Source organism: Pseudomonas sp. XWY-1 (genome assembly GCF_002953115.1).
GTDB classification, from domain to species: Bacteria; Pseudomonadota; Gammaproteobacteria; order Pseudomonadales; family Pseudomonadaceae; genus Aquipseudomonas; species Aquipseudomonas alloputida.
In genome coordinates this window covers 1,539,400-1,560,019 of sequence record NZ_CP026332.1, presented here as the reverse complement: position 1 = coordinate 1,560,019, position 20,620 = coordinate 1,539,400, and the positions used below count along the sequence as shown (strand labels likewise).

Sequence of the window (20,620 nt, the reverse complement as noted above, 5' to 3'; positions counted from 1 at the left end):
CAAAAACCGCGTTTCTATCAACCAGATGCCTCGAATTTTCCGACACTTGCCGAGTTTTGTAAAATTATCGTTACGAAAACCGACGTCGACACCCTTCACGGCCGAGCCACGCCCCCGTGCAAAACCGCTGGCGAAGGGATATTCCTTTAGGCATGTCCTGTACATAACAAGAAAAGCCCTCACCAGGAGAGCCTCATGAAACAGACGCAATACGTGGCACGCGAGCCCGATGCGCATGGTTTTATCGATTACCCGCAGCAAGAGCATGCGGTGTGGAACACCCTGATCACCCGCCAGCTGAAAGTGATCGAAGGCCGTGCGTGCCAGGAATACCTGGACGGCATCGACCAGCTGAAATTGCCGCATGACCGCATTCCGCAACTGGGCGAGATCAACAAGGTGCTGGGTGCCACCACCGGCTGGCAGGTTGCCCGGGTACCGGCACTGATCCCCTTCCAGACCTTCTTCGAACTGCTGGCCAGCAAGCGCTTTCCGGTCGCCACCTTCATCCGCACCCCGGAAGAGCTGGACTACCTGCAAGAGCCGGATATCTTCCACGAGATCTTCGGCCACTGCCCGCTGCTGACCAATCCCTGGTTCGCCGAGTTCACCCACACCTATGGCAAGCTCGGCCTGGCCGCGACCAAGGAACAACGTGTGTACCTGGCGCGCTTGTACTGGATGACCATCGAGTTTGGCCTGATGGAAACCGCGCAAGGCCGCAAAATCTATGGTGGTGGCATCCTCTCGTCGCCGAAAGAGACCGTCTACAGTCTGTCTGACGAGCCTGAGCACCAGGCCTTCGACCCGATCGAGGCCATGCGTACGCCCTATCGCATCGACATTCTGCAACCGGTGTATTTCGTACTGCCGAACATGAAGCGCCTGTTCGACCTGGCCCACGAGGACATCATGGGCATGGTCCATAAAGCCATGCAGCTGGGTCTGCATGCACCGAAGTTTCCACCCAAGGTCGCTGCCTGAGCGACCTTGCCGATAACAACTCGAACCGGAAAACACCTCATGAATGCCTTGAACCAAGCCCATTGCGAAGCCTGCCGCGCCGATGCGCCGAAAGTCACCGACGAAGAGCTGGCCGAGCTGATCCGCGAAATCCCGGACTGGAACATCGAAGTACGTGACGGCCACATGGAGCTGGAGCGCGTGTTCCTGTTCAAGAACTTCAAGCACGCCTTGGCGTTCACCAATGCCGTGGGCGAAATCGCCGAAGCCGAAGGCCACCACCCGGGGCTGCTGACTGAATGGGGCAAGGTCACCGTGACCTGGTGGAGCCACTCGATCAAAGGCCTGCACCGCAACGACTTCATCATGTGCGCACGCACTGACAAGGTGGCGGAAACGGCTGAAGGCCGGAAGTAAACACCAGAAAAAGGGGCCAGAGGCTAATGCCAGTCAGTTAAGCTGACTGGCATTTTTCATTTTCGGGTGGGGTACTTCGCTGGACGTTGCTTCACCGTTCGCGGAAACCATCGGTCAGGCCGTCGATGTGGCAAGACATATTGTGCCGCCGAAGCCTGCAGATCCGACAAAAATCCCGGCAAATTTCCGGGGTGGTTCAAGGATGTGCCATGCAGCAAGCCCAGTATTGCCCAGCTACAGGCAGTAAAACTCATCTCGCATGGGTACACACCAGGGCACTGTCGAGACATTTGCACCATCTGATAACGCAACAGGTTGTAGCCCAGCAGTACGCCCCATAGCTCTTGCGCAATCATCTCCGGCGTCTTGCTTCTCAGCGTATATTCACCACCTAAAAGCCCTTGCTTGATCTCTCGATATCCCAGTTCGATTTCCCAACGCTGACTGTAAAGGTCGACGATCTCATCACCCGGGAAACGCAGCGGATCGACCATTGAGGTCAGTACGCTCACCACCTTGCCTTTAATCGTCTTGCTTAACAGCCGTGCTCGAGTCTCCAGCGGCAGGCCGGGCCATTGCTTACGGGCTTGTGGCGAGGTGCGCAGAATGACTACGGCATCGTTGCGCCCAAGCTTGTGCTCGACTTCGTACTGGCTACCCTTCTTCAAAGGAATAAGCCAATGACGCTGCTCGCCTTGTGATTGCCAGTGATGCAGCAAACCCAACGAGTAGAAACCTTTATCGAACAGGGTCAGCGAGTGATCAGGCGTGGTAGCGATCAACTGTTCGGCCAGCTTCATTTCGCTACTGTGATAGCTCTCGAAAGTACTGCTTATCAGCAGATGGCTAGTCAGTTCCATCTGGCAGACCATTCGGACTTGAGGGTAACTGCCATCGCCATGCTGATTGGTCGCGCCGCCGTAGCACGCCCGATTTTCTGCGGTGTCGGGGGTATTCCAGACGACGCCATCCACACCCAAAAGTGTTAACCCCAACCATTGAGGGTGTTGGACTTCTGCATGCCATCGCTGCTGGGTGAGCGAAAACACCTCGCGAACCGCTTCGCTACCCAGCCGTTGCCGTCCCTGAACAACAGCGCTGGGCGCCACCAGCGGTCGCTTGCCCGGCAGCATGATGTCCATGTGATTCACGACATCCCAAGCCGACATCCGGCGGAACAACGCCATGCCGATGATGCACCAGACCAGGCTTTCCAACGGCAACCGGCGCTTACGTATAGTCGAGACACCTGCCGTTTCGAAGGCCTGTTTCACAATGTCTGGATCAAGCAAGGCTCCAAGCCCTTCGAGGGCATGTGGCCGCGATGCCATTTCATGAGTGAGGGACAGGGCTTTTGACAGGCGCATAAAAAATCCGATGCTCGTTTCCAAGCATCGGATTTTGCGGCCTATGGGCTAAAGGTCAATGCGTCAGTCTTAACTGACTGGCATTAGGCCAGAGGCCCCTTTTTTCATGGGGCATATGTGCGCTGTTCGCCCGCAAAACCGACAAACGACCGGGAAAAAAACCAAACTGTCATCCAGAGTTGTGTATCCTGCCCGAGCTTTTTGAAGCTCCAAACGCGCCTGGCGCAGACTTTTCACTCACACTTGCGAGGAACGACGAGATGCATGAAATCCCGAATCTTCCCTTCCCAAGCCTGAACCCAGAAGAGCCATCCGTGACCGTTCACGCCGAACCGGCAGCTGCCGCCGAGCAGGATGGTGACGATCAATCCAGCGCTGACCAGGAATAACTGCGCATCCCCGACTGTGTGAAAACGGCTGACCTGCGGGCTACCCCCGTCATCACGTTTTCACACCGTCTAAAATCAACCTTGTAACAACCCACTACCACCTGCCCCGCCCCTCCCCCACACAGACTCGTGCCTCCTACCGCTAAGAGGCAGAAATGCGCCAGCCGCTCAAGCGCTCGACGCCCTGCTGCATTCGTCCATGTTCACCCGATGGGCCGGCTTTGTCCTGCTGCGCTTGCGGCTGGATTACTCGCAAGCCGAGTTCAGTGTGACCTGGATGCTCGATTACACCAACTGACTACAGGCTGACAGCTGCGCCCGCAAACACCCTTGCTGTGGTTAAGATGGCGGCATACACCGCCATTCTTACCGCAGCAACGGATCCCCAATGCCAGCACGCAGTCCCACGTCCCTTGCCGTCACTGGGCAAGTCGTCTCCATCGTCCTGTTCACCTTCATCGGCTACCTGAACATCGGCATCCCTCTGGCCGTGTTGCCCGGCTATGTGCACAACGACCTGGGTTTCAGTGCCGTGGTCGCCGGCCTGGTGATCAGCGTGCAGTACCTCGCGACGTTGCTCAGCCGCCCTGGCGCCAGCCGTATCATCGACAACCATGGCAGCAAGAAGGCAGTCATGTACGGCCTGGCCGGTTGCGGGCTTAGCGGGGTATTCATGCTGGCCTGCGCCTTCCTCACTCACCTGCCCTGGCTGAGCCTGGCTTGCCTGCTGGTCGGCCGCCTGGTGCTGGGCAGCGCCGAAAGCCTGGTAGGCTCGGGCGCGATCGGCTGGGGCATTGGCCGGGTGGGTGCCGCAAACACGGCCAAGGTCATCTCCTGGAACGGCATCGCCAGCTATGGTGCGCTGGCCATCGGCGCCCCACTGGGCGTGCTGATGGTCAAAGGCCTCGGGCTGTGGAGCATGGGTGTGAGCATCATCCTGCTGTGCGTACTCGGTTTGCTGCTGGCCTGGCCCAAGCAAGCCGCACCCATCGTCAGCGGTGTACGCCTGCCGTTCCTGCAGGTGCTGGGCAAGGTATTCCCGCATGGCTCGGGGCTTGCCCTGGGTTCGATCGGCTTTGGCACCATCGCCACCTTCATCACCCTTTACTATGCAAGCCGTGGCTGGGCCAATGCGGCGCTGACCCTGAGCCTGTTCGGCGCCAGTTTCATCAGCGCACGGCTGCTCTTTGGCAACCTGATCAACCGCATCGGTGGCTTCAAGGTGGCGATCGCCTGCCTGTCGGTGGAAACGCTCGGGTTGTTGATGCTGTGGCTGGCACCCAACGCCGAACTGGCCTTGGCGGGGGCTGCATTGAGCGGGTTTGGTTTCTCGCTGGTGTTTCCGGCATTGGGCGTGGAGGCAGTGAACCAAGTGTCGGCAGCTAACCGCGGGGCGGCGGTGGGGGCGTATTCGCTGTTCATCGACTTGTCACTGGGGGTGACCGGGCCATTGGTCGGTGCGGTGGCGGCGGGGTTCGGCTTTGCTTCGATGTTTCTGTTCGCGGCGGCTGCAGCAGCGTGCGGGTTGGTGTTGAGCCTCTATTTGTACCGCCAAGGGCGTAGGGACAGGGACCGTACAACAGAAGCCTGAAAGCCGCTGCCGGCCTCTTCGCGGGTAACCCCGCCCCTGCAGGGTTGACGCGCCAGCCTGGCGTGCACGATCCCCCGTAGGAGCGGGTTCACCCGCGAAGGGCTGCAAAGCAGCCCCCAAAGGCCCTGAACCTTAGCGCTGAGCGTACTGCAACACCACCTCAAGCGGGTGACGCATCTTCCGCTCGGTCATGCGCTTGACCTGGCTACGGCACGAATAACCGGTCGCCAGCGGCTCCCCTTCCTTGTCCAACTTGGTCGCCCAGCTCTGCTCGAATATGGTCCGAGACGTTTCCTGGTTGCGAGCTTCGTGCCCATAGGTACCGGACATACCGCAGCAACCCGTGGCCTCGGTCACCAGCTTCAGCCCCAGACGGGCGAACACCTGCTCCCACTGCCGGGTGCTGGCCGGCACGTTGGTCTTCTCGGTGCAGTGCGCCATCAGGCGGAAGCTGCCCGGTGCGGCAGGCGCCTGCTCGGGCAGCACATCCATCAGCCATTCCTGCGGCAGCAGCACCTGCGGGCAACCCTCCAGGCCTGGCACTTTCTGATACTCCTGGCGATACACCAGCGTCATCGCCGGGTCCAGCCCCACCAGCGGCACACCGCAATCGGCCAGGGCCTTGAGCTGCGTGGCGTTGCGGATCGCTGCCTTGGCAAACGCGCCAAGGAAACCCTGTACGTGCAACGGCTTGCCGTTGGCGCTGTACGGCGCCAGGAATACCCGGTGGCCCAGGCGGTGGGCAAGGTCGATGAAGGCCGACAGCAGCGGCGTTTCGAAGTAGCGGGTGAAGGCGTCCTGCACCAGCACGATGCTGCGCTCGCGCTGGGCCGGGGTCAGCTCGCGCAGGGCCGGCACCGAGGCCACGCCAACGCGGCAACGGGTCAGGGTAGCCTGGAAGTTGAAGCGGCTGATTAGCGGGCTGTCGACCATGCCCACCTTGTCGGCCAGCAGTTGGCTCACCCACTTCGAACCCATCACCGCGTTGTATAGCCCCGGTGCATGGGCCAGGTAGGGGATGGTGAACTCGAGCGAGCCGATCAGGTAGTCACGCAGCGGGCGCTGGTAGCGACCGTGGTACAGCTCGAGGAAGCGCGAGCGGAAATCCGGCACATTGACCTTGATCGGGCACTGTCCGGCGCACGACTTGCACGCCAGGCAGCCGGCCATGGCGTCGTACACTTCATGGGAGAAGTCCTCCTGGCCCTGGTTGCGCGCGCGGTTATTGCGCAGACGCGCCGGCAGGCCCTTGAGCCACGACACCTTGTTGCGCGCCGCAGCCAGCACATCAATGTTCGCCTCGCCCTGCAGGCGCAGCCACTCGCGCATCAGCGAGGCGCGGCCCTTGGGCGAATGCTGGCGTTCGCGGGTAGCCTTCCACGACGGGCACATGGCGTCGTTGGGGTCATAGTTGTAACAGGCGCCATTGCCGTTGCAGTGCACGGCGCTGGGGAAGTCCTGCCAAACGCGCTCGTCAATGGTACGGTCAAGGTCGCCGCGCAGGGTCACGCCATCGACCGGGGTCAGGCCCTCGGCGCTGCCCAGTGGCGTGCAGATCTTGCCCGGGTTGAGCTGGTTGTGCGGGTCAAAGGCGCCCTTCAGGCGCTGCAACGCCGGGTACAGCTCGCCGAAGTACTCGGGCACGTATTCCGAGCGCAAGCCCTTGCCGTGCTCACCCCACAGCAACCCGCCATAGCGTTTGGTCAGCGCGGCAACGGCATCGGAAATCGGCTTGACCAGCGCGGCCTGCGCCGGGTCTTTCATGTCCAGTGCCGGGCGCACGTGCAGCACGCCGGCATCGACGTGGCCAAACATGCCGTAGGCCAGGCCGTAGCCGTCGAGCAGTGCGCGGAAGTCGGCGATGTAGTCGGCCAACTGCTCTGGCGGTACGGCGGTGTCCTCCACGAACGGCTGCGGGCGCACTTCGCCTTCGACGTTGCCCAGCAGGCCCACCGAACGCTTGCGCATGGTATAGACGCGGGTGACCGCCTCGGCGCCTTCGGCCAAGGTGTGGCCCAGGCGCTCGACGCTGGTGTCGCTTTGCAGGTGCTGGATGAACGCCTGCACCTTGGCGTTGACCTCGGCCGGCTCGTCGCCGCAGAACTCCACCAGGTTGATGCCCAGCGTGGGGCGCTCGGGGTCCGCCGGGAAGTACTCGGCAACGCTGTGCCAGACGATGTCTTTCATCGCCAGCATCAGCACCTTGGAGTCAACCGTCTCGATCGACAGCGGCTTGTGCGCCATCAGCGCGTTGGCATCACGCAGCGCATCCATGAAGCTGGTGTAGCGCACATTGACCAGCACCGCATACTTGGGAATCGGCAGCACGTTGAGCTTGGCTTCGACCACGTAGCCCAGCGAGCCCTCGGCGCCGCACAGTACGCTGTTGAGGTTGAAGCGGCCCTGCTCGTCGCGCAGGTGCGCCAGGTCGTAGCCGGTCAGGCAACGGTTGAGCTTGGGGAATGTGGTTTCAATCAGTTCGGCCTGGGTTTCCTGAATTTCCCGGGCCATGCGGTACACCTCACCGACCCGGCCCGGCGCGGCGCAGGCCTGCTCCAGCGCGGCATCGTCGATCGGCAGGCTGTGCAGGCGTTCGCCACCGAGCAGCACGCTGTGCAGCTCCAGCACGTGGTCGCGGGTTTTACCGTAGGTGCAGCTGCCCTGGCCACTGGCATCCGTGTTGATCATGCCGCCGACCGTGGCGCGGTTGGAGGTGGACAGCTCAGGGGCGAAGAACAGCCCGTGCGGCTTGAGCGCAGCATTGAGCTGGTCCTTGACCGTGCCGGCCTGTACCCGCACCCAGCGCTCTTCCACGTTGATTTCGAGAATGTTGTTCATGTGCCGCGACAGGTCGACGACGATACCGTCGGTCAGCGACTGGCCGTTGGTGCCGGTGCCACCACCGCGGGGGGTCAGCTTGACCTGCTGGAAGCGCGGCTCGCCCATCAGCGTGGCGACCCGCGCCACATCGTCGGCATCCAGCGGGAACACCGCCGCCTGCGGCAAGCGCTGATAGATCGAGTTGTCGGTGGCCAGTACCGTGCGGGTTGCGTAGTCGGCACTGATCTGGCCACGGAAGCCGCTGTTGCGCAGGGCTTCGAGGAATTCGGGGTAATTGGCGCTCGGTGCAACGGTGGACAGCTGGGCGATCATCGAAGGATGGCCTCTTGATATGGGCTAGATCACGGGATACCTGTCGCCCTGGCATGGGTTCATGCATACAGGGATGACGTATAGGCCAATGTTCCTGTAGTTTCGCGTCAGGGGCAAACGGATAATCCTGCCGCTATCAATGACTTTTATGAATGAATTACCGCCACCTGACCCCATCCATGTCACTACTGCTGGCTTTCGAGGCCGCCGCCCGGCATGAAAGCTACACCCGCGCCGCCGCCGAACTGTCGCTGACCCAAAGCGCGGTCAGCCGCCAGGTGCAAGCCTTGGAGCAGCAGTTGGGCCTGACCCTGTTCCGCCGCGAGGGGCGCCAGGTGCAGCTGACCGATGTCGGCCGCCTGTACCAGCGCGAGCTGAGCGAGGCACTGGGGCGCATCCGCAGTGCCACCTTGCAGGCACTGGCCTATCAATCGGGGGTTGGCACCTTGCGCCTGGCTACCCTGCCAACCTTCGGTTCGAAATGGCTGTTGCCGAGGCTGCATGCGTTCTACAGCGCTCACCCAGGCATGCTGGTGCACATTCACTCACGCATTGAAACCATCAACTTCGACACCAGCGAAATCGATGCCGCCATCGGCGTGGCCAGCCACGACTTGCCGGGGCTTGTCTGCCATCGCCTGCATGCCGAGGAGCTGGTGGTGATCTTGCCGCCGGAGGCCGGCGTCGGCAGCCAGGGCTGGAGCCCGGCGCGGATCAGTGAAGAGGTGCTGCTGAATGTGGCCAACAACCCGCATGCGTGGGGCGAGTGGTTTTCCCATCATGGCCTGCCGCACCGGGCGATGCGGCTGGGGCCGAGCTTCGAGCTGACCTCGCACCTGATCCAGGCGGTACGTGCCGGGATCGGGATCGGGCTGGTGCCGCGCATATTGGTGGAGGAGGAACTGGCCAAGGGAGAGCTGTACAGCCCGGGTGTGGCGTTTGCCAGCCAGCGCAGTTATTACCTGATCTACCCGCCGAGGAATGAGGCACTGCCGTCGCTGCGGGCATTCAGAGGCTGGTTGCTGGAGCAGATCTGATTTTTGGCGGGGTCACCTGACCTGAGAGCAACGCTGTACCCGTAGGAGCGGGTTTACCCGCGAAAGGGCCGGGCCTGCTGGCCAATCTCCACCCACCGCTCACCGTTGTCGCCGCCACCGTATTCGCGGGTAAACCCGCTCCTACAAGGGTTACGTAAGCCTCAGGCATACCAGGTCGTTGTAGGAGCGGGTTCACCCGCGAAAGGGCCGGGCCTGAGGGCCAATCTCTACCCGCCGCTCACCATTGCCGCCGCCACCGTATTCGCGGGTAAACCCGCTCCTACAAGGGTTACGCAAGCCTCAGGCATACCAGGTCGTTGTAGGAGCGGGTTTCACCCGCGAAAGGGCCGGGCCTGAGGGCCAATCTCTACCCGCCGCTCACCATTGCCGCCGCCACCGTATTCGCGGGTAAACCCGCTCCTACAAGGGTTACGCAAGCCTCAGGCATACCAGGTCGTTGTAGGAGCGGGTTCACCCGCGAAAGGGCCGGGCCTGAGGGCCAATCTCCACCCGCCGCTCACCGTTGTCGCCGCCACCGTATTCGCGGGTAAACCCGCTCCTACAAGGGTTACGTAAGCCTCAGGCATACCAGGTCGTTGTAGGAGCGGGTTCACCCGCGAAAGGGCCCGCACAGGCAACAAAAAACCCGAAGCCAGTCACCTGACTCCGGGTTTTCACATACCGCCTATGGCGCCTTACTTGGCCACAGTCTCAACAGCACCGCCCGCATTCACCTGGCGACGCGACTTGACCATGTACACCACCAACATCGCAAGCAGCCACACCGGGATCGCATACACCGACACCTGGATGCCCGGGATCATCAGCATGATGCCCAGAATCAGCACCACGAAAGCCAGCACCACATAGTTGCCGTACGGGTACCACAGTGCCTTGAACAGCGGCTTCTGGCCGGTACGGTCGAGGTGCTGACGGAACTTCAGGTGCGAGTAGCTGATCATCGCCCAGTTGATCACCAGGGTGGCCACGACCAGCGACATCAGCAGTTCCAGCGCGTTTTGCGGCATCAGGTAGTTCAGCAGCACGGCGACGAAGGTCACGGCAGCCGACACCAGGATCGAACGCACTGGCACGCCCCGCTTGTCGACCTTGGCCAGCGACGCCGGGGCATCGCCCTGCTCGGCCATACCCAGCAGCATGCGGGCGTTGCAGTAGGTGCCACTGTTGTACACCGACAGCGCCGCAGTCAGCACCACGAAGTTCAGCAGGTTGGCAGCCACGTCACTGCCCAGCAGCGAGAACACTTGCACGAACGGGCTGCTGCCGTAGCTGCCACCCGAGGCGTCGATGCTGGCGACCAGGTTGTCCCACGGGGTCAGCGACAGCAGCACCACCAACGCACCGACATAGAAAATCAGGATGCGGTAGATGACCTGGTTGATCGCTTTGGGGATCACGGTCTTTGGCTTGTCGGCCTCGGCAGCGGTGAAGCCGAGCATTTCCAGGCCACCAAAGGAAAACATGATGAAAGCCAAGGCCATTACCAGCCCGCTGACGCCGTTGGGGAAGAAGCCGCCGTGTGTCCACAGGTTGGCCACGGTGGCTTCAGGGCCGCCGCTGCCGCTGGTCAGCAGGTAGGCACCCAGGCCGATCATGCTGACGATGGCGACCACTTTGATGATGGCGAACCAGAATTCGGCTTCACCGAAGAACTTCACGTTCATCAGGTTGATGGCGTTGATCAGCACGAAGAAGGCTGCCGCCGTGACCCAGGTGGGGATCTCCGGCCACCAGTAGTGGACATACTTGCCGACCGCCGAAAGCTCCGACATACCCACCAGGATATACAGCACCCAGCAGTTCCAGCCCGACAGGAAGCCGGCGAACCCACCCCAGTAGGTGTGGGCGAAATGGCTGAACGAACCGGCCACCGGCTCTTCGACGATCATTTCACCCAGCTGGCGCATGATCATGAAGGCGATGAAGCCGCAGATCGCGTAGCCAAGGATCATCGACGGGCCGGCGGATTTCATCACGCCTGCCGAGCCGAGGAACAGGCCGGTACCAATCGCACCGCCGAGGGCGATCAACTGGATATGGCGGTTCTTCAGGCCCCGCTTTAGCTCGCCTGAATGCATGTTTTGTCCACTCATGAACGAAGTCACCTGCATTGTTTTTATCTGTGACGGAATCGGACCCACCGCGCTCGTGGCGCAGCGGAATGGGCAAGGTGGTTACCTTGGGTTTCTTGACCTCAGGTGCCGCCGGAGCGGGTCAACCAGGCGTGATCAAGAGTGCGCGGTACGCAAGAGGGTCACAGGTAAAACGCGGCGCACTGTATACCCCTGCAAACGCGCAGGCGTCAACGCGTTGCATCGTTTCCTCGGGAAAAAACGCAGCGTTCCTGTGGTACAGGCCTTCAAAGGCGAAGTGATCGGCGTACATGGCGCCTCCATTTGTTGTTTTGTCAGCCCGGCTCTTTGGACGGGCTCCTGCACAAGGCAATGGCGGCTATAACACCGTGGGGACGGGGGTTTGGGCAAGGGTGGCTAGCGCCATGGCGACGGCTTTGGCACAGGGGCGCCGGCAAGGTTTGTTTACACGATCGGGCTTGATCTGAAATGCGGGCTGAAAACAGCCACATTCGTACAGTTTTCTTTACAGGGCGGATCAAGAACTTGCCAGTCGTCCGAAAAATTCTTTCTGCTCAATATCTTGGGCCGCTTGGCGCGCATTCCCGCAGGCATAAAAAAACCAGCCCGAAGGCTGGTTCCTTGATTACCACGCTGGCTTATCAGCCACGCGGCTTGCCGCGACCACGGCCTGCCGGCTTGTCACCATCAGGCTTGCCCGGACGCTTGCGCATCTCGCTCGGGCGCTCAGCCACCGTGCTGCCACGGGTGGGTTTGCGCGGCGCTTCTTCACGCGGCTGACGCGCCGGGCGTTCGCCAGTAGCGGCACCTTCGTGGGCCGGGCGCAGGTTGCGCACGCGCTCGCCACGGCCCAGCGGGCGGGTCGACTTGCGCTGCAGGCGCTCCATCTTGTCCTTGGCCTTGAGCTTCATGGCTGGCAGCGCGACCGGCTGCAGGCCGACTTCGGCGGCGAGGATGTCGATTTCGCCCTGGGTCATTTCGCGCCAGCGGCCCATCGGCAGGTCGGAGTTGAGGAACACCGGGCCGAAACGCACACGCTTCAGGCGGCTGACCACCATGCCCTGGGATTCCCACAGGCGACGCACCTCACGGTTACGACCTTCCATCACCACGCAGTGGTACCAGTGGTTGAAGCCTTCGCCACCCGGTGCCTTCTGGATATCGGTGAACTTGGCCGGGCCGTCCTCCAACATTACGCCGGCTTTCAGGCGCTCGATCATCTCGTCGTCGACTTCACCACGCACACGTACCGCGTACTCACGGTCCATCTCGTAGGACGGGTGCATCAGGCGGTTGGCCAGCTCACCGTCGGTGGTGAACAGCAGCAAGCCAGTGGTGTTGATGTCGAGGCGGCCGATGTTGATCCAGCGGCCTTCTTTTGGCCGTGGCAAGCGGTCGAACACGGTCGGGCGCCCTTCCGGGTCGTCACGGGTGCAGATTTCGCCGTCGGGTTTGTTGTACATGATCACCCGGCGAGTGGCCTCGGCGGCCTCCTCGCGCTTGATCAGCTTGCCGTCGACGGCGATGGCGTCGTGCAGGTCGACGCGCTGGCCAAGGGTGGCCTCGACGCCGTTGACCTTGATGCGACCCTGGCTGATCCAGGCCTCGACGTCACGCCGCGAGCCCACGCCAATGCGCGCCAGCACTTTCTGCAGCTTTTCGCCGGATGGCGGGGTGATTTCGGTTTCTTTCAGGTCTTGCTCACTCATCTGGGCACCTCCCGGTGTAGGAATGAAAACAGGTTTCTGGCGACGAACGCGCCAAAAGGTCGCGCATCATACGCGGTTCATCAGGGGAACGCACTGGAGGGTAGAGGGTTTTGTGGGGCTGGGCATGATTTTCTGCCCAGTGGGCTTTGTGCTGACCTCTTCGCGGGCACGCCCGCTCCTACAGGTACGCGCAACCTTCGGGACCTGTGATACCCCTGTGGGAGCGGGCTTGCCCGCGAAGAGGCCAGCACAGGCAGCAGATCAATCAGGGCTGAGCCTTGATCTCCTCCTCCACCGGAGGCTCAGGCTCCTCTCCCCGCAGATCATCAAAATCGGTTTTCAAACCGTCTTCCATGGCATCCAGCTCCACCAACAGGCTACGGAAGCTGGTCTCCTCTTTCGGCTCACCAACCTCCTCGTCCCCAAGGCTGGCATCCGCCAACGCCTGCAGGTGCGCAGGCACCGGCGCATCATCCGGGTCAAGTTGCGGCTCTGGTTCCATTTCGCGCAGCTCGGCCAAGGCCGGCAGGTCTTCAAGGCTCTTGAGGTTGAAATGGTCGAGAAACGCCTTGGTGGTGGCGAACATCGCCGGCCGCCCGGGCACTTCGCGGTAGCCGACCACGCGAATCCACTCGCGCTCCATCATGGTCTTGATGATATTGCTGTTCACCGCAACGCCCCGCACGTCCTCGATTTCACCACGGGTGATCGGCTGGCGGTAGGCAATCAGGGCCAGTGTCTCAAGCAGCGCTCGCGAATAGCGCTGCGGGCGCTCTTCCCACAGGCGCCCGACCCAAGGGGCATAATCCTCGCGAATCTGCAGGCGATAGCCGCTGGCCACCTCCTTGAGCTCGAACGCACGGCCATCGCACGACTTGCCCAGCACCTCCAGGGCCTGCCTGAACACCTTGGGCTCGGGGCGCTCGGCTTCCTCGAACAGCTCGTACAGGCGCTCCAGGGATTGCGGCTTGCCCGAAGCGAGCAAGAAGGCTTCGATCAGCGACGCCAGGTCGCGGGGTTCATTCAGGTTCATTGGGTTCTTCAACTGGCGCCGGGCGAAGCCGCACGTGAATGGCGGCGAAAGGTTCATTCTGCACAAGTTCGATCAGCGATTCCTTCACCAGTTCGAGAACGGCCATGAAGGTCACCACCACGCCCAGCTTGCCCTCCTCGGCAGCGAACAGCGCGATGAACGGCACAAAGGCGCCGCCCTTGAGACGCTCCAGCACCTGGCTCATGCGCTCGCGGGTGGACAAGGTCTCACGGGTGATCTGATGGCTTTCGAACAGGTCGTTGCGGCGCATCACCTCGGCCATGGACATCAAAAGCTCTTCCAGGCTGACCTGAGGCAACAGCTTGCGTACCTTGGCCTGCGGCGCTTCCAGGCGCGGCACCACCACCTCGCGCCCGACCCTTGGCAATTCGTCGATGCCCTCGGCGGCAGCCTTGAAGCGCTCGTACTCCTGCAGGCGGCGGATCAGTTCGGCGCGTGGATCACCCTCCTCCTCCTCGACGTCGGCGGAACGCGGCAGCAGCATGCGTGACTTGATCTCGGCCAGCATGGCAGCCATCACCAGGTATTCGGCGGCCAGTTCAAGGCGCACGCTTTTCATCAGCTCCACATAGCCCATGTACTGCCGGGTGATCTCGGCCACAGGGATGTCGAGGATGTCGATATTCTGCTTGCGGATCAGGTACAGCAACAGGTCCAGCGGGCCTTCGAAAGCTTCGAGGATGACTTCAAGGGCGTCCGGCGGAATGTACAGGTCCAGCGGCAGCTCGGTCAGGGCTTCACCATAGACCAGCGCCAACTGCAGTTGCCGAGGCTCCTCGACCCGTTCGGCCGGCGCCTCAGGCGCTTCCAGCTGGTTCACGCGTTGACCAGGAACGGCGTGGGGTCGCCACAACCTTCGCGGATCAGTTCCGGTTCGTCGCCGGAGAGGTCGATGATGGTCGACGCCTTGAGATCGCCGAACCCGCCATCGATCACCAGGTCGACATGGTGCTCCAGCCGTTCACGGATCTCGTAAGGGTCGGTCATCGGCTCGCTGTCGCCCGGCAGGATCAGGCTTACGCTCATCAGTGGCTCGCCCAGCTCGGCCAGCAAGGCCAGGGTGATGGCGTGGTCCGGCACACGCAGCCCGATGGTGCGACGCTTATCGTGCAACAGCAGGCGCGGCACTTCACGCGTGCCGTTGAGGATGAAGGTGTAAGGCCCCGGCACATGCGCCTTCAGCAAGCGGAAGGTGCCGGTGTCGACCTTGGCGTACAACCCCAGTTGCGACATGTCGCAGCACATCAGGGTGAAGTTGTGCGTCTTGTCCAGCCCGCGCAGGCGCCGCACCCGCTCGATTGCCGACTTGTCGCCTATCTGGCAACCCAGCGCATACGCCGAATCCGTCGGATACACCACCACGCCCCCCTTGCGGATGATCTCGACGGCCTGTTTTATCAGGCGCGCTTGTGGGTTCTCCGGATGAATCTGGAAAAATTGGCTCACGTAATCGTCCTGTTCATAGCGCCAAAGGCTGTTCATGGCTGAATCGACGCCACAAAGGTGGCAGATCCTCGGGCAAAGGCCGATAGGCACCGATCTCGCCCCAGGTGCCGGGGCCGTGGAAGTCACTGCCAGCGCTTGCCAGCAGGCCGAACTCACGGGCAAGGATGGACATGGTGCCCACTTGCTCGGCAGGCATCATCCCGTTGACCACTTCAAGCGCCTGCCCTCCTGCCTGAATATAGTCGGCAATCAGCCGCCTGCGCTTGCTGCGGGTCAGGTCGTAGTGCATGGGATGCGCCAGGCTCACCCAGGCGTTGGACTGCCTCAGCGTGGCAACGGTTTCGTCGAGCGTCGGCCAGTGCTGCTTGACGTCGCCCAGCTTGCCGGCGCCCAGCCACTTGCGAAACGCTTCACCACGGTCCTTGACGTGCCCGGCCCGCACCAGATACTCGGCAAAATGCGGCCGCGCCGGGGCATTGCCGCTGTCACCCAGCTCGTGCTGCACGGCGCGCGCGCCTTCGAGCGTGCCGGGCATGCCCTTGGCCGCCAGCCGTTTGTCGATTTCTTCGGCGCGCAGCCAGCGGCCGTGGTGCAACGCTTGAATCGCCGCCAGCAACGGTGGCGCGTCGAGCGGGAAGTCATAGCCCAGCACATGGATGGTTGCGCCGCCCCACGTGCACGACAGCTCCACCCCGCTGACCCAGCGCATCCCCAGGTCAGCGCAGGCCTGGCGCGCTTCGGGCAGGCCTTCGAGGGTGTCATGGTCGGTCAGTGCCAGCGCTTGCACCCCATGCTCATGAGCCCGGGCAACCAGTACCGAAGGCGACAGGGCGCCGTCGGAGGCCGTGCTGTGACAGTGCAGATCAACATTCATAGAGGAGCGCTTTCGCTGGAATCGATGTTTGTTATTATGCCGTCACATCCCGATTCTGGCTGCCATTGTGAAACAATTCATCGATTTCATCCCGCTGCTGCTGTTCTTCATCGTCTACAAGCTTGACCCGCGCCCCATGGAAGTCGCCGGCCATCACTTCGAATTTGGCGGCATCTACAGCGCCACGGCCATGCTGATCATCAGCTCGCTGGTCGTGTACGGCGCACTGTTCCTGCGCCAGCGCAAGCTGGAGAAGGGCCAGTGGCTGACGCTGATCGCCTGCCTGGTGTTCGGTGGCCTGACACTGACCTTTCACAGCGAAACCTTCCTCAAATGGAAAGCCCCCGTCGTGAACTGGCTGTTCGCCCTGGGTTTTGCCGGCAGCCACTTCATCGGCGATCGGGTGCTGATCAAGCGCATCATGGGCCACGCCCTGACCCTGCCTGATGCCATCTGGACGCGCCTGAACCTGGCCTGGATCGCTTTCTTCCTGTTCTGCGGCGCGGCCAACCTGTTCGTCGCCTTCACCTTCCAGGACTTCTGGGTGGACTTCAAGGTGTTCGGCAGCCTGGGCATGACCGTGATTTTCCTGGTGGCGCAAGGCGTGTACCTGTCGCGCCACCTGCACGATGACCCTTCTACCTCCAAACCCAAGGATTGACATGCTCTACGCCATTATCGCCAGCGACGTCGCAAACTCCCTGGAAAAGCGCCTGGCTGCCCGCCCGGCGCACATCGAACGCCTGCAGCAGCTCAAGGCCGAAGGCCGCGTGGTACTGGCGGGCCCACACCCGGCCATCGACAGCAACGACCCGGGCGAAGCGGGTTTCAGCGGTAGCCTGATCGTTGCCGAATTCGAGTCGCTGGCAGCCGCGCAGACCTGGGCCGATGCCGACCCGTACATCGCTGCCGGCGTGTACGACAAGGTTGTGGTCAAGCCGTTCAAGCAAGTACTGCCTTGACCTGAGACGGCACGGCCCTCTTCGCTACAAGGCACCCACAAACCTTCGGATCTGTGCGATCGCCCGTAGGAGCGGGTTCACCCGCGAAAGGGCCGGGCCTGCTGGCCAATCCCCACCCACCGTTCACCGTTGCCGCCGCTACCGTATTCGCGGGTAAACCCGCTCCTACGATGGTGGTGGACACACGTCGGTGGTTGGACACAGCCCTTTGTAGGAGCGGGTTCACCCGCGAAAGGGCCGGTCCTGCTGGCCAATCTCCACCCGCCGTTCACCGTTGCTGCCGCTACCGTATTCGCGGGTTAAACCCGCTCCTACCACAGATTGGTGGTGGAACACATGGGTCGGTGGTCGGACACAGCCCTTTGTAGGAGCGGGTTCACCCGCGAAAGGGCCGGGCCTGCTGGCCAATCCCCACCCACCGTTCACCGTTGCCGCCGCTACCGTATTCGCGGGTAAACCCGCTCCTACGATGGTGGTGGACACACGTCGGTGGTTGGACACAGCCCTTTGTAGGAGCGGGTTCACCCGCGAAAGGGCCGGTCCTGCTGGCCAATCTCCACCCGCCGTTCACCGTTGCTGCCGCTACCGTATTCGCGGGTAAACCCGCTCCTACACAGATTGGTGGTGGACACATCTCGGTGGTTGGACACAGACCGCTGCAGGAGCGGGTTTACCCGCGAAGAGGGCCACGCGTTACCAGCAGTTATACTCAGGCCATCAGTCTGCGGTATCTTTGCCACTGGCGGACCGAATCACCGCCGTCAATGGTTGAATTGAGTGAGTCATGAGCGAGCTGTTACTGATTGATGATGACCAGGAACTGTGCGAGCTGCTCGGCAGCTGGCTGACCCAGGAAGGGTTTTCCGTGCGTGCCTGCCACGATGGCCAGAGCGCACGCCAGGCCCTGGCTGAGCATGCCCCTGCTGCCGTGGTACTGGATGTGATGTTGCCCGACGGCAGCGGCCTGGAGCTTCTCAAGCAGCTGCGCAGCGAGCATGCCGAGCTGCCGGTGCTGATGCTGTCAGCCCGCGGCGAGCCGCTGGACCGCATTCTCGGCCTGGAACTGGGCGCCGACGACTACCTGGCCAAACCCTGCGACCCGCGTGAGCTCACTGCCCGCCTGCGCGCAGTACTGCGCCGCAGCCACCCCACCGCCACGACCAGCCAGATGGAACTGGGTGACCTGGTCTACAGCCCTGCGCGGGGCGTGGCCAGCATCGATGGCCGGGAAATGACCCTGACCCTGTCCGAAAGCCGTATTCTTGAAGCGCTGCTGCGCCAGCCCGGCGAACCGCTGGACAAACAGGAACTGGCGCAGATCGGCCTGGGCCGCAAACTGACCCTGTACGACCGCAGCCTGGACATGCATGTCAGCAACCTGCGCAAGAAGATCGGCCCCCACGCCGATGGCCGGCCACGCATTGTGGCGTTGCGTAGCCGTGGCTATTACTACTGCCTGTAAACACACCGGGGCCACTGCGCGCCCCTTCGCGGCACAAGGCCGGGCTGCACGGCCCCTTCATCTTTACTTTGCCTTTACCATCCCCTGACTGCGCTTGACGGTGATCTCCCTAGACTGTGCTCATCCGGTAATCACCGGCCTATGAAAGGAGAGACACCATGCGCAAGACCCTTATCGCCCTGATGTTCGCTGCCGCTTTGCCGACCGTGGCCATGGCCATGCCTGACGGCGGCCCGCGCCACGACGGCCCGCATCATCGCGGTGATGCGCCTTTCCACCAACTGGACCTGAGCCGCGATCAGCGCCAGCAGATCGGCAAGCTGATGGGCGAGCAAATGCAGCAGCGCCGCGACATTACCGAGCGCTACCTGTCCAAACTGCCGGCCGCCGACCAGAAGGCCATGAAGGATGAGCTGCAAGCCAGCCGCGAAAAGACCGACAGCGCAGTGCGCAAGTTGCTCACGCCTGACCAGCAGAAGAAGTTCGATGAACTGCAAAAAGAACGCGCCGCCAAGAAAGCCGAGTGGCAGGAGTTCCAGGCCTGGAAAGCTGAAAAAGGCGCCAAGGCCCAGTAAGCTGTCCGCCCCGTGCCCGGCCCGCATCACTGCGAGCCGGGCTTTTCCCGTTTAGGAGGTGCACTTGCGTTCACTGTTCTGGCGCATCCTGGCCAGTTTCTGGCTGGCCATCACCCTGGTCGCAGGCCTGTCGATCCTGCTGGGGCACATGCTCAACCAGGACGCCTGGATCCTCAGCCGTCACCCGGGCCTGAATACCCTGGCCAGCAAGTGGACCAAGCACTACGAGCAGGAAGGCCTGGAGGCGGCACAGCACTTTCTGGAACGACGCAAGGACCGCTACAAGATCGACGTGCAGGTGCTCGACGATAGCGGTGAAGCCGTGGTGCCCGGTACCTTCCCACGCCGTGCGGCAGCCTTCGAAGCGCGCCAGCACAATGACCAGCGGCGCTTGCCATGGCGCCGGCTGACCGAGGAATACACCAGCCCCGACACCGGCGAAACCTACTTGCTGATCTACCGCATCCCCCACCCGGCGCTGGATGCCTGGCACCGTGAAAGCCTGCTGTGGCCGCTCAGCGCCCTGGGCATTGCCTTGGTCGTGCTGACCCTGTTCAGCCTGCTGGTGACGCTGTCCATCACCCGCCCGCTAAGCCGCCTGCGCAGTGCCGTACACGACCTGGGCCAGACCACCTATCAGCAGAACAGCCTGGCACGGCTGGCAGCGCGGCGCGACGAGTTTGGCGTGCTGGCCAAGGACTTCAACAAGATGGGCGCACGCCTGCAAAGCACCATTGGCAGCCAGCGCCAGCTGCTACGCGACGTGTCCCACGAACTGCGCTCGCCACTGGCCCGGCTGCGCATCGCCCTGGCCCTGGCCGAACGCGCCGAGCCTGAGCAGCGGCAAGCGCTGTGGCCGCGCCTGACCCGCGAATGCGACCGCCTGGAAGACCTGATCAGCGAAATCCTCGCCCTGGCCCGGGTGGATGCCGAACAAGCCCATGCCGAACCGGTCGACCTCAATGCACTACTCGGCAGCGTGCGCAAGGACGCCCTGCTGAGCGCGCCGGATCAGGACGTGCGCCTGGAGGCGCAGCCAGGTTTGAGCTTGCAGGGTTGGCCAACGCTGATCGAGCGTGCCGTTGACAACCTGCTGCGCAATGCCCTGCGCTTCAACCCGGCGGGCCAGCCGGTCGAGGTCAGCGCCGCGCGCGAGCAGGACCGCATCGTGATCAGCGTGCGTGACCATGGGCCTGGGGCGGCAGAGGAGCACCTGGCGCAACTGGGTGAGCCGTTCTTCCGCGCGCCGGGGCAGGAAGCGCCGGGGCATGGCCTGGGGCTGGCGATTGCGCGCAAGGCAGCGGAGCGCCATGGCGGTAGCCTGGTGCTGGAGAATCATCCACAGGGTGGGTTTGTGGCCAGGCTGGAGTTGCCCCTGGCTGAAGCGGCAGGCAGTTGATGGGGTGCAAAGGCGCCAGGCCTCTTCGCGGGTAAACCCGCTCCTACAGGGGATGTGGAGCGGGTTCACCCGCGAAGAGGCCGGATGCCTTGATGCATGAATCAGCCC

18 protein-coding genes are annotated in these 20,620 nt (G+C 62.5%); 10 read left to right on the top strand and 8 right to left on the bottom strand.

The features are described 5' to 3' along the window. Positions 1-195 precede the first annotated feature (195 nt). The gene (gene phhA, locus PRJ_RS07470) at positions 196-984 is read left to right on the top strand and encodes a phenylalanine 4-monooxygenase (protein ID WP_003254528.1); all 789 of its coding nucleotides are present in this window, start codon (positions 196-198) and stop codon (positions 982-984) included. Positions 985-1,023: 39 nt separating this feature from the next. Continuing rightward, a complete protein-coding gene (locus PRJ_RS07465; RefSeq protein WP_003254532.1) occupies positions 1,024-1,380 on the top strand; it encodes a 4a-hydroxytetrahydrobiopterin dehydratase in 357 nt (118 codons plus the stop codon). Positions 1,381-1,436: 56 nt separating this feature from the next. Here PRJ_RS07465 and PRJ_RS07460 read toward each other — a convergent pair whose 3' ends face one another. Continuing rightward, the gene (locus PRJ_RS07460; protein WP_104960600.1) at positions 1,437-2,747 is read right to left on the bottom strand and encodes an IS4 family transposase; all 1,311 of its coding nucleotides are present in this window, start codon (positions 2,745-2,747) and stop codon (positions 1,437-1,439) included. A gap of 260 nt (positions 2,748-3,007) precedes the next feature. Here PRJ_RS07460 and PRJ_RS30305 point away from each other — a divergent pair, with 260 nt between their 5' ends. Continuing rightward, the gene (locus tag PRJ_RS30305; protein ID WP_003254533.1) at positions 3,008-3,136 is read left to right on the top strand and encodes a hypothetical protein; all 129 of its coding nucleotides are present in this window, start codon (positions 3,008-3,010) and stop codon (positions 3,134-3,136) included. 388 nt (positions 3,137-3,524) lie between these two features. Further along, positions 3,525-4,727, top strand: a complete 1,203-nt coding sequence (locus PRJ_RS07455) for an MFS transporter (RefSeq protein ID WP_104961029.1) — start codon at positions 3,525-3,527, stop codon at positions 4,725-4,727. 132 nt (positions 4,728-4,859) lie between these two features. On the opposite strand, the gene PRJ_RS07450 is transcribed toward PRJ_RS07455, so the two are convergent. Next, entirely contained in the window at positions 4,860-7,880 is a 3,021-nt protein-coding gene (locus PRJ_RS07450) for an FAD-binding and (Fe-S)-binding domain-containing protein (RefSeq protein ID WP_104961028.1), read from the bottom strand. Positions 7,881-8,032: 152 nt separating this feature from the next. Here PRJ_RS07450 and PRJ_RS07445 point away from each other — a divergent pair, with 152 nt between their 5' ends. After that, on the top strand, positions 8,033-8,917 hold the full coding sequence (locus PRJ_RS07445; RefSeq protein ID WP_003254537.1) for a LysR substrate-binding domain-containing protein: 885 nt from the start codon (positions 8,033-8,035) through the stop codon (positions 8,915-8,917). Between the two features lie 695 nt (positions 8,918-9,612). Here the strand turns inward: PRJ_RS07445 and PRJ_RS07440 are convergent. The 6 genes from PRJ_RS07440 to PRJ_RS07415 form a co-directional block, all read right to left on the bottom strand. Beyond that, positions 9,613-11,031, bottom strand: a complete 1,419-nt coding sequence (locus tag PRJ_RS07440; RefSeq protein WP_010955183.1) for an amino acid permease — start codon at positions 11,029-11,031, stop codon at positions 9,613-9,615. Between the two features lie 641 nt (positions 11,032-11,672). Beyond that, entirely contained in the window at positions 11,673-12,740 is a 1,068-nt protein-coding gene (rluB, locus tag PRJ_RS07435; RefSeq protein WP_003254539.1) for a 23S rRNA pseudouridine(2605) synthase RluB, read from the bottom strand. A 265-nt stretch (positions 12,741-13,005) separates the two neighbouring features. Next, positions 13,006-13,773 (bottom strand): SMC-Scp complex subunit ScpB, encoded by a 768-nt coding sequence (gene scpB / locus PRJ_RS07430; protein WP_104961027.1) that lies wholly within the window; start codon positions 13,771-13,773, stop codon positions 13,006-13,008. Continuing rightward, the gene (locus PRJ_RS07425) at positions 13,760-14,500 is read right to left on the bottom strand and encodes a ScpA family protein (RefSeq protein WP_162490571.1); all 741 of its coding nucleotides are present in this window, start codon (positions 14,498-14,500) and stop codon (positions 13,760-13,762) included. Before PRJ_RS07425 ends, scpB begins: the two co-directional genes overlap by 14 nt. A gap of 110 nt (positions 14,501-14,610) precedes the next feature. Further along, positions 14,611-15,240, bottom strand: a complete 630-nt coding sequence (locus PRJ_RS07420) for an L-threonylcarbamoyladenylate synthase (protein ID WP_014590089.1) — start codon at positions 15,238-15,240, stop codon at positions 14,611-14,613. A 13-nt stretch (positions 15,241-15,253) separates the two neighbouring features. Then, complete coding sequence (locus PRJ_RS07415) at positions 15,254-16,114, bottom strand: PHP domain-containing protein (protein WP_104961025.1); 861 nt, start codon at positions 16,112-16,114, stop codon at positions 15,254-15,256. 67 nt (positions 16,115-16,181) lie between these two features. On the opposite strand from PRJ_RS07415, the gene PRJ_RS07410 reads away from it, so the two are divergent. The 5 genes from PRJ_RS07410 to PRJ_RS07375 all read left to right on the top strand — a co-directional run bounded on the left by PRJ_RS07410 (position 16,182) and on the right by PRJ_RS07375 (position 20,512). Next, entirely contained in the window at positions 16,182-16,775 is a 594-nt protein-coding gene (locus tag PRJ_RS07410) for a septation protein A (protein ID WP_010955188.1), read from the top strand. 1 nt (position 16,776) lies between these two features. Next, the gene (locus PRJ_RS07405; protein WP_003254549.1) at positions 16,777-17,076 is read left to right on the top strand and encodes a YciI family protein; all 300 of its coding nucleotides are present in this window, start codon (positions 16,777-16,779) and stop codon (positions 17,074-17,076) included. Between the two features lie 784 nt (positions 17,077-17,860). Then, the gene (locus PRJ_RS07385; RefSeq protein WP_020193052.1) at positions 17,861-18,538 is read left to right on the top strand and encodes a response regulator transcription factor; all 678 of its coding nucleotides are present in this window, start codon (positions 17,861-17,863) and stop codon (positions 18,536-18,538) included. A gap of 158 nt (positions 18,539-18,696) precedes the next feature. After that, positions 18,697-19,113: a Spy/CpxP family protein refolding chaperone gene (locus tag PRJ_RS07380; RefSeq protein WP_104961023.1), complete on the top strand. Its 417-nt coding sequence runs from the start codon at positions 18,697-18,699 to the stop codon at positions 19,111-19,113. 58 nt (positions 19,114-19,171) lie between these two features. Next, positions 19,172-20,512, top strand: a complete 1,341-nt coding sequence (locus PRJ_RS07375; protein ID WP_104961022.1) for a HAMP domain-containing sensor histidine kinase — start codon at positions 19,172-19,174, stop codon at positions 20,510-20,512. Positions 20,513-20,620 lie beyond the last annotated feature (108 nt).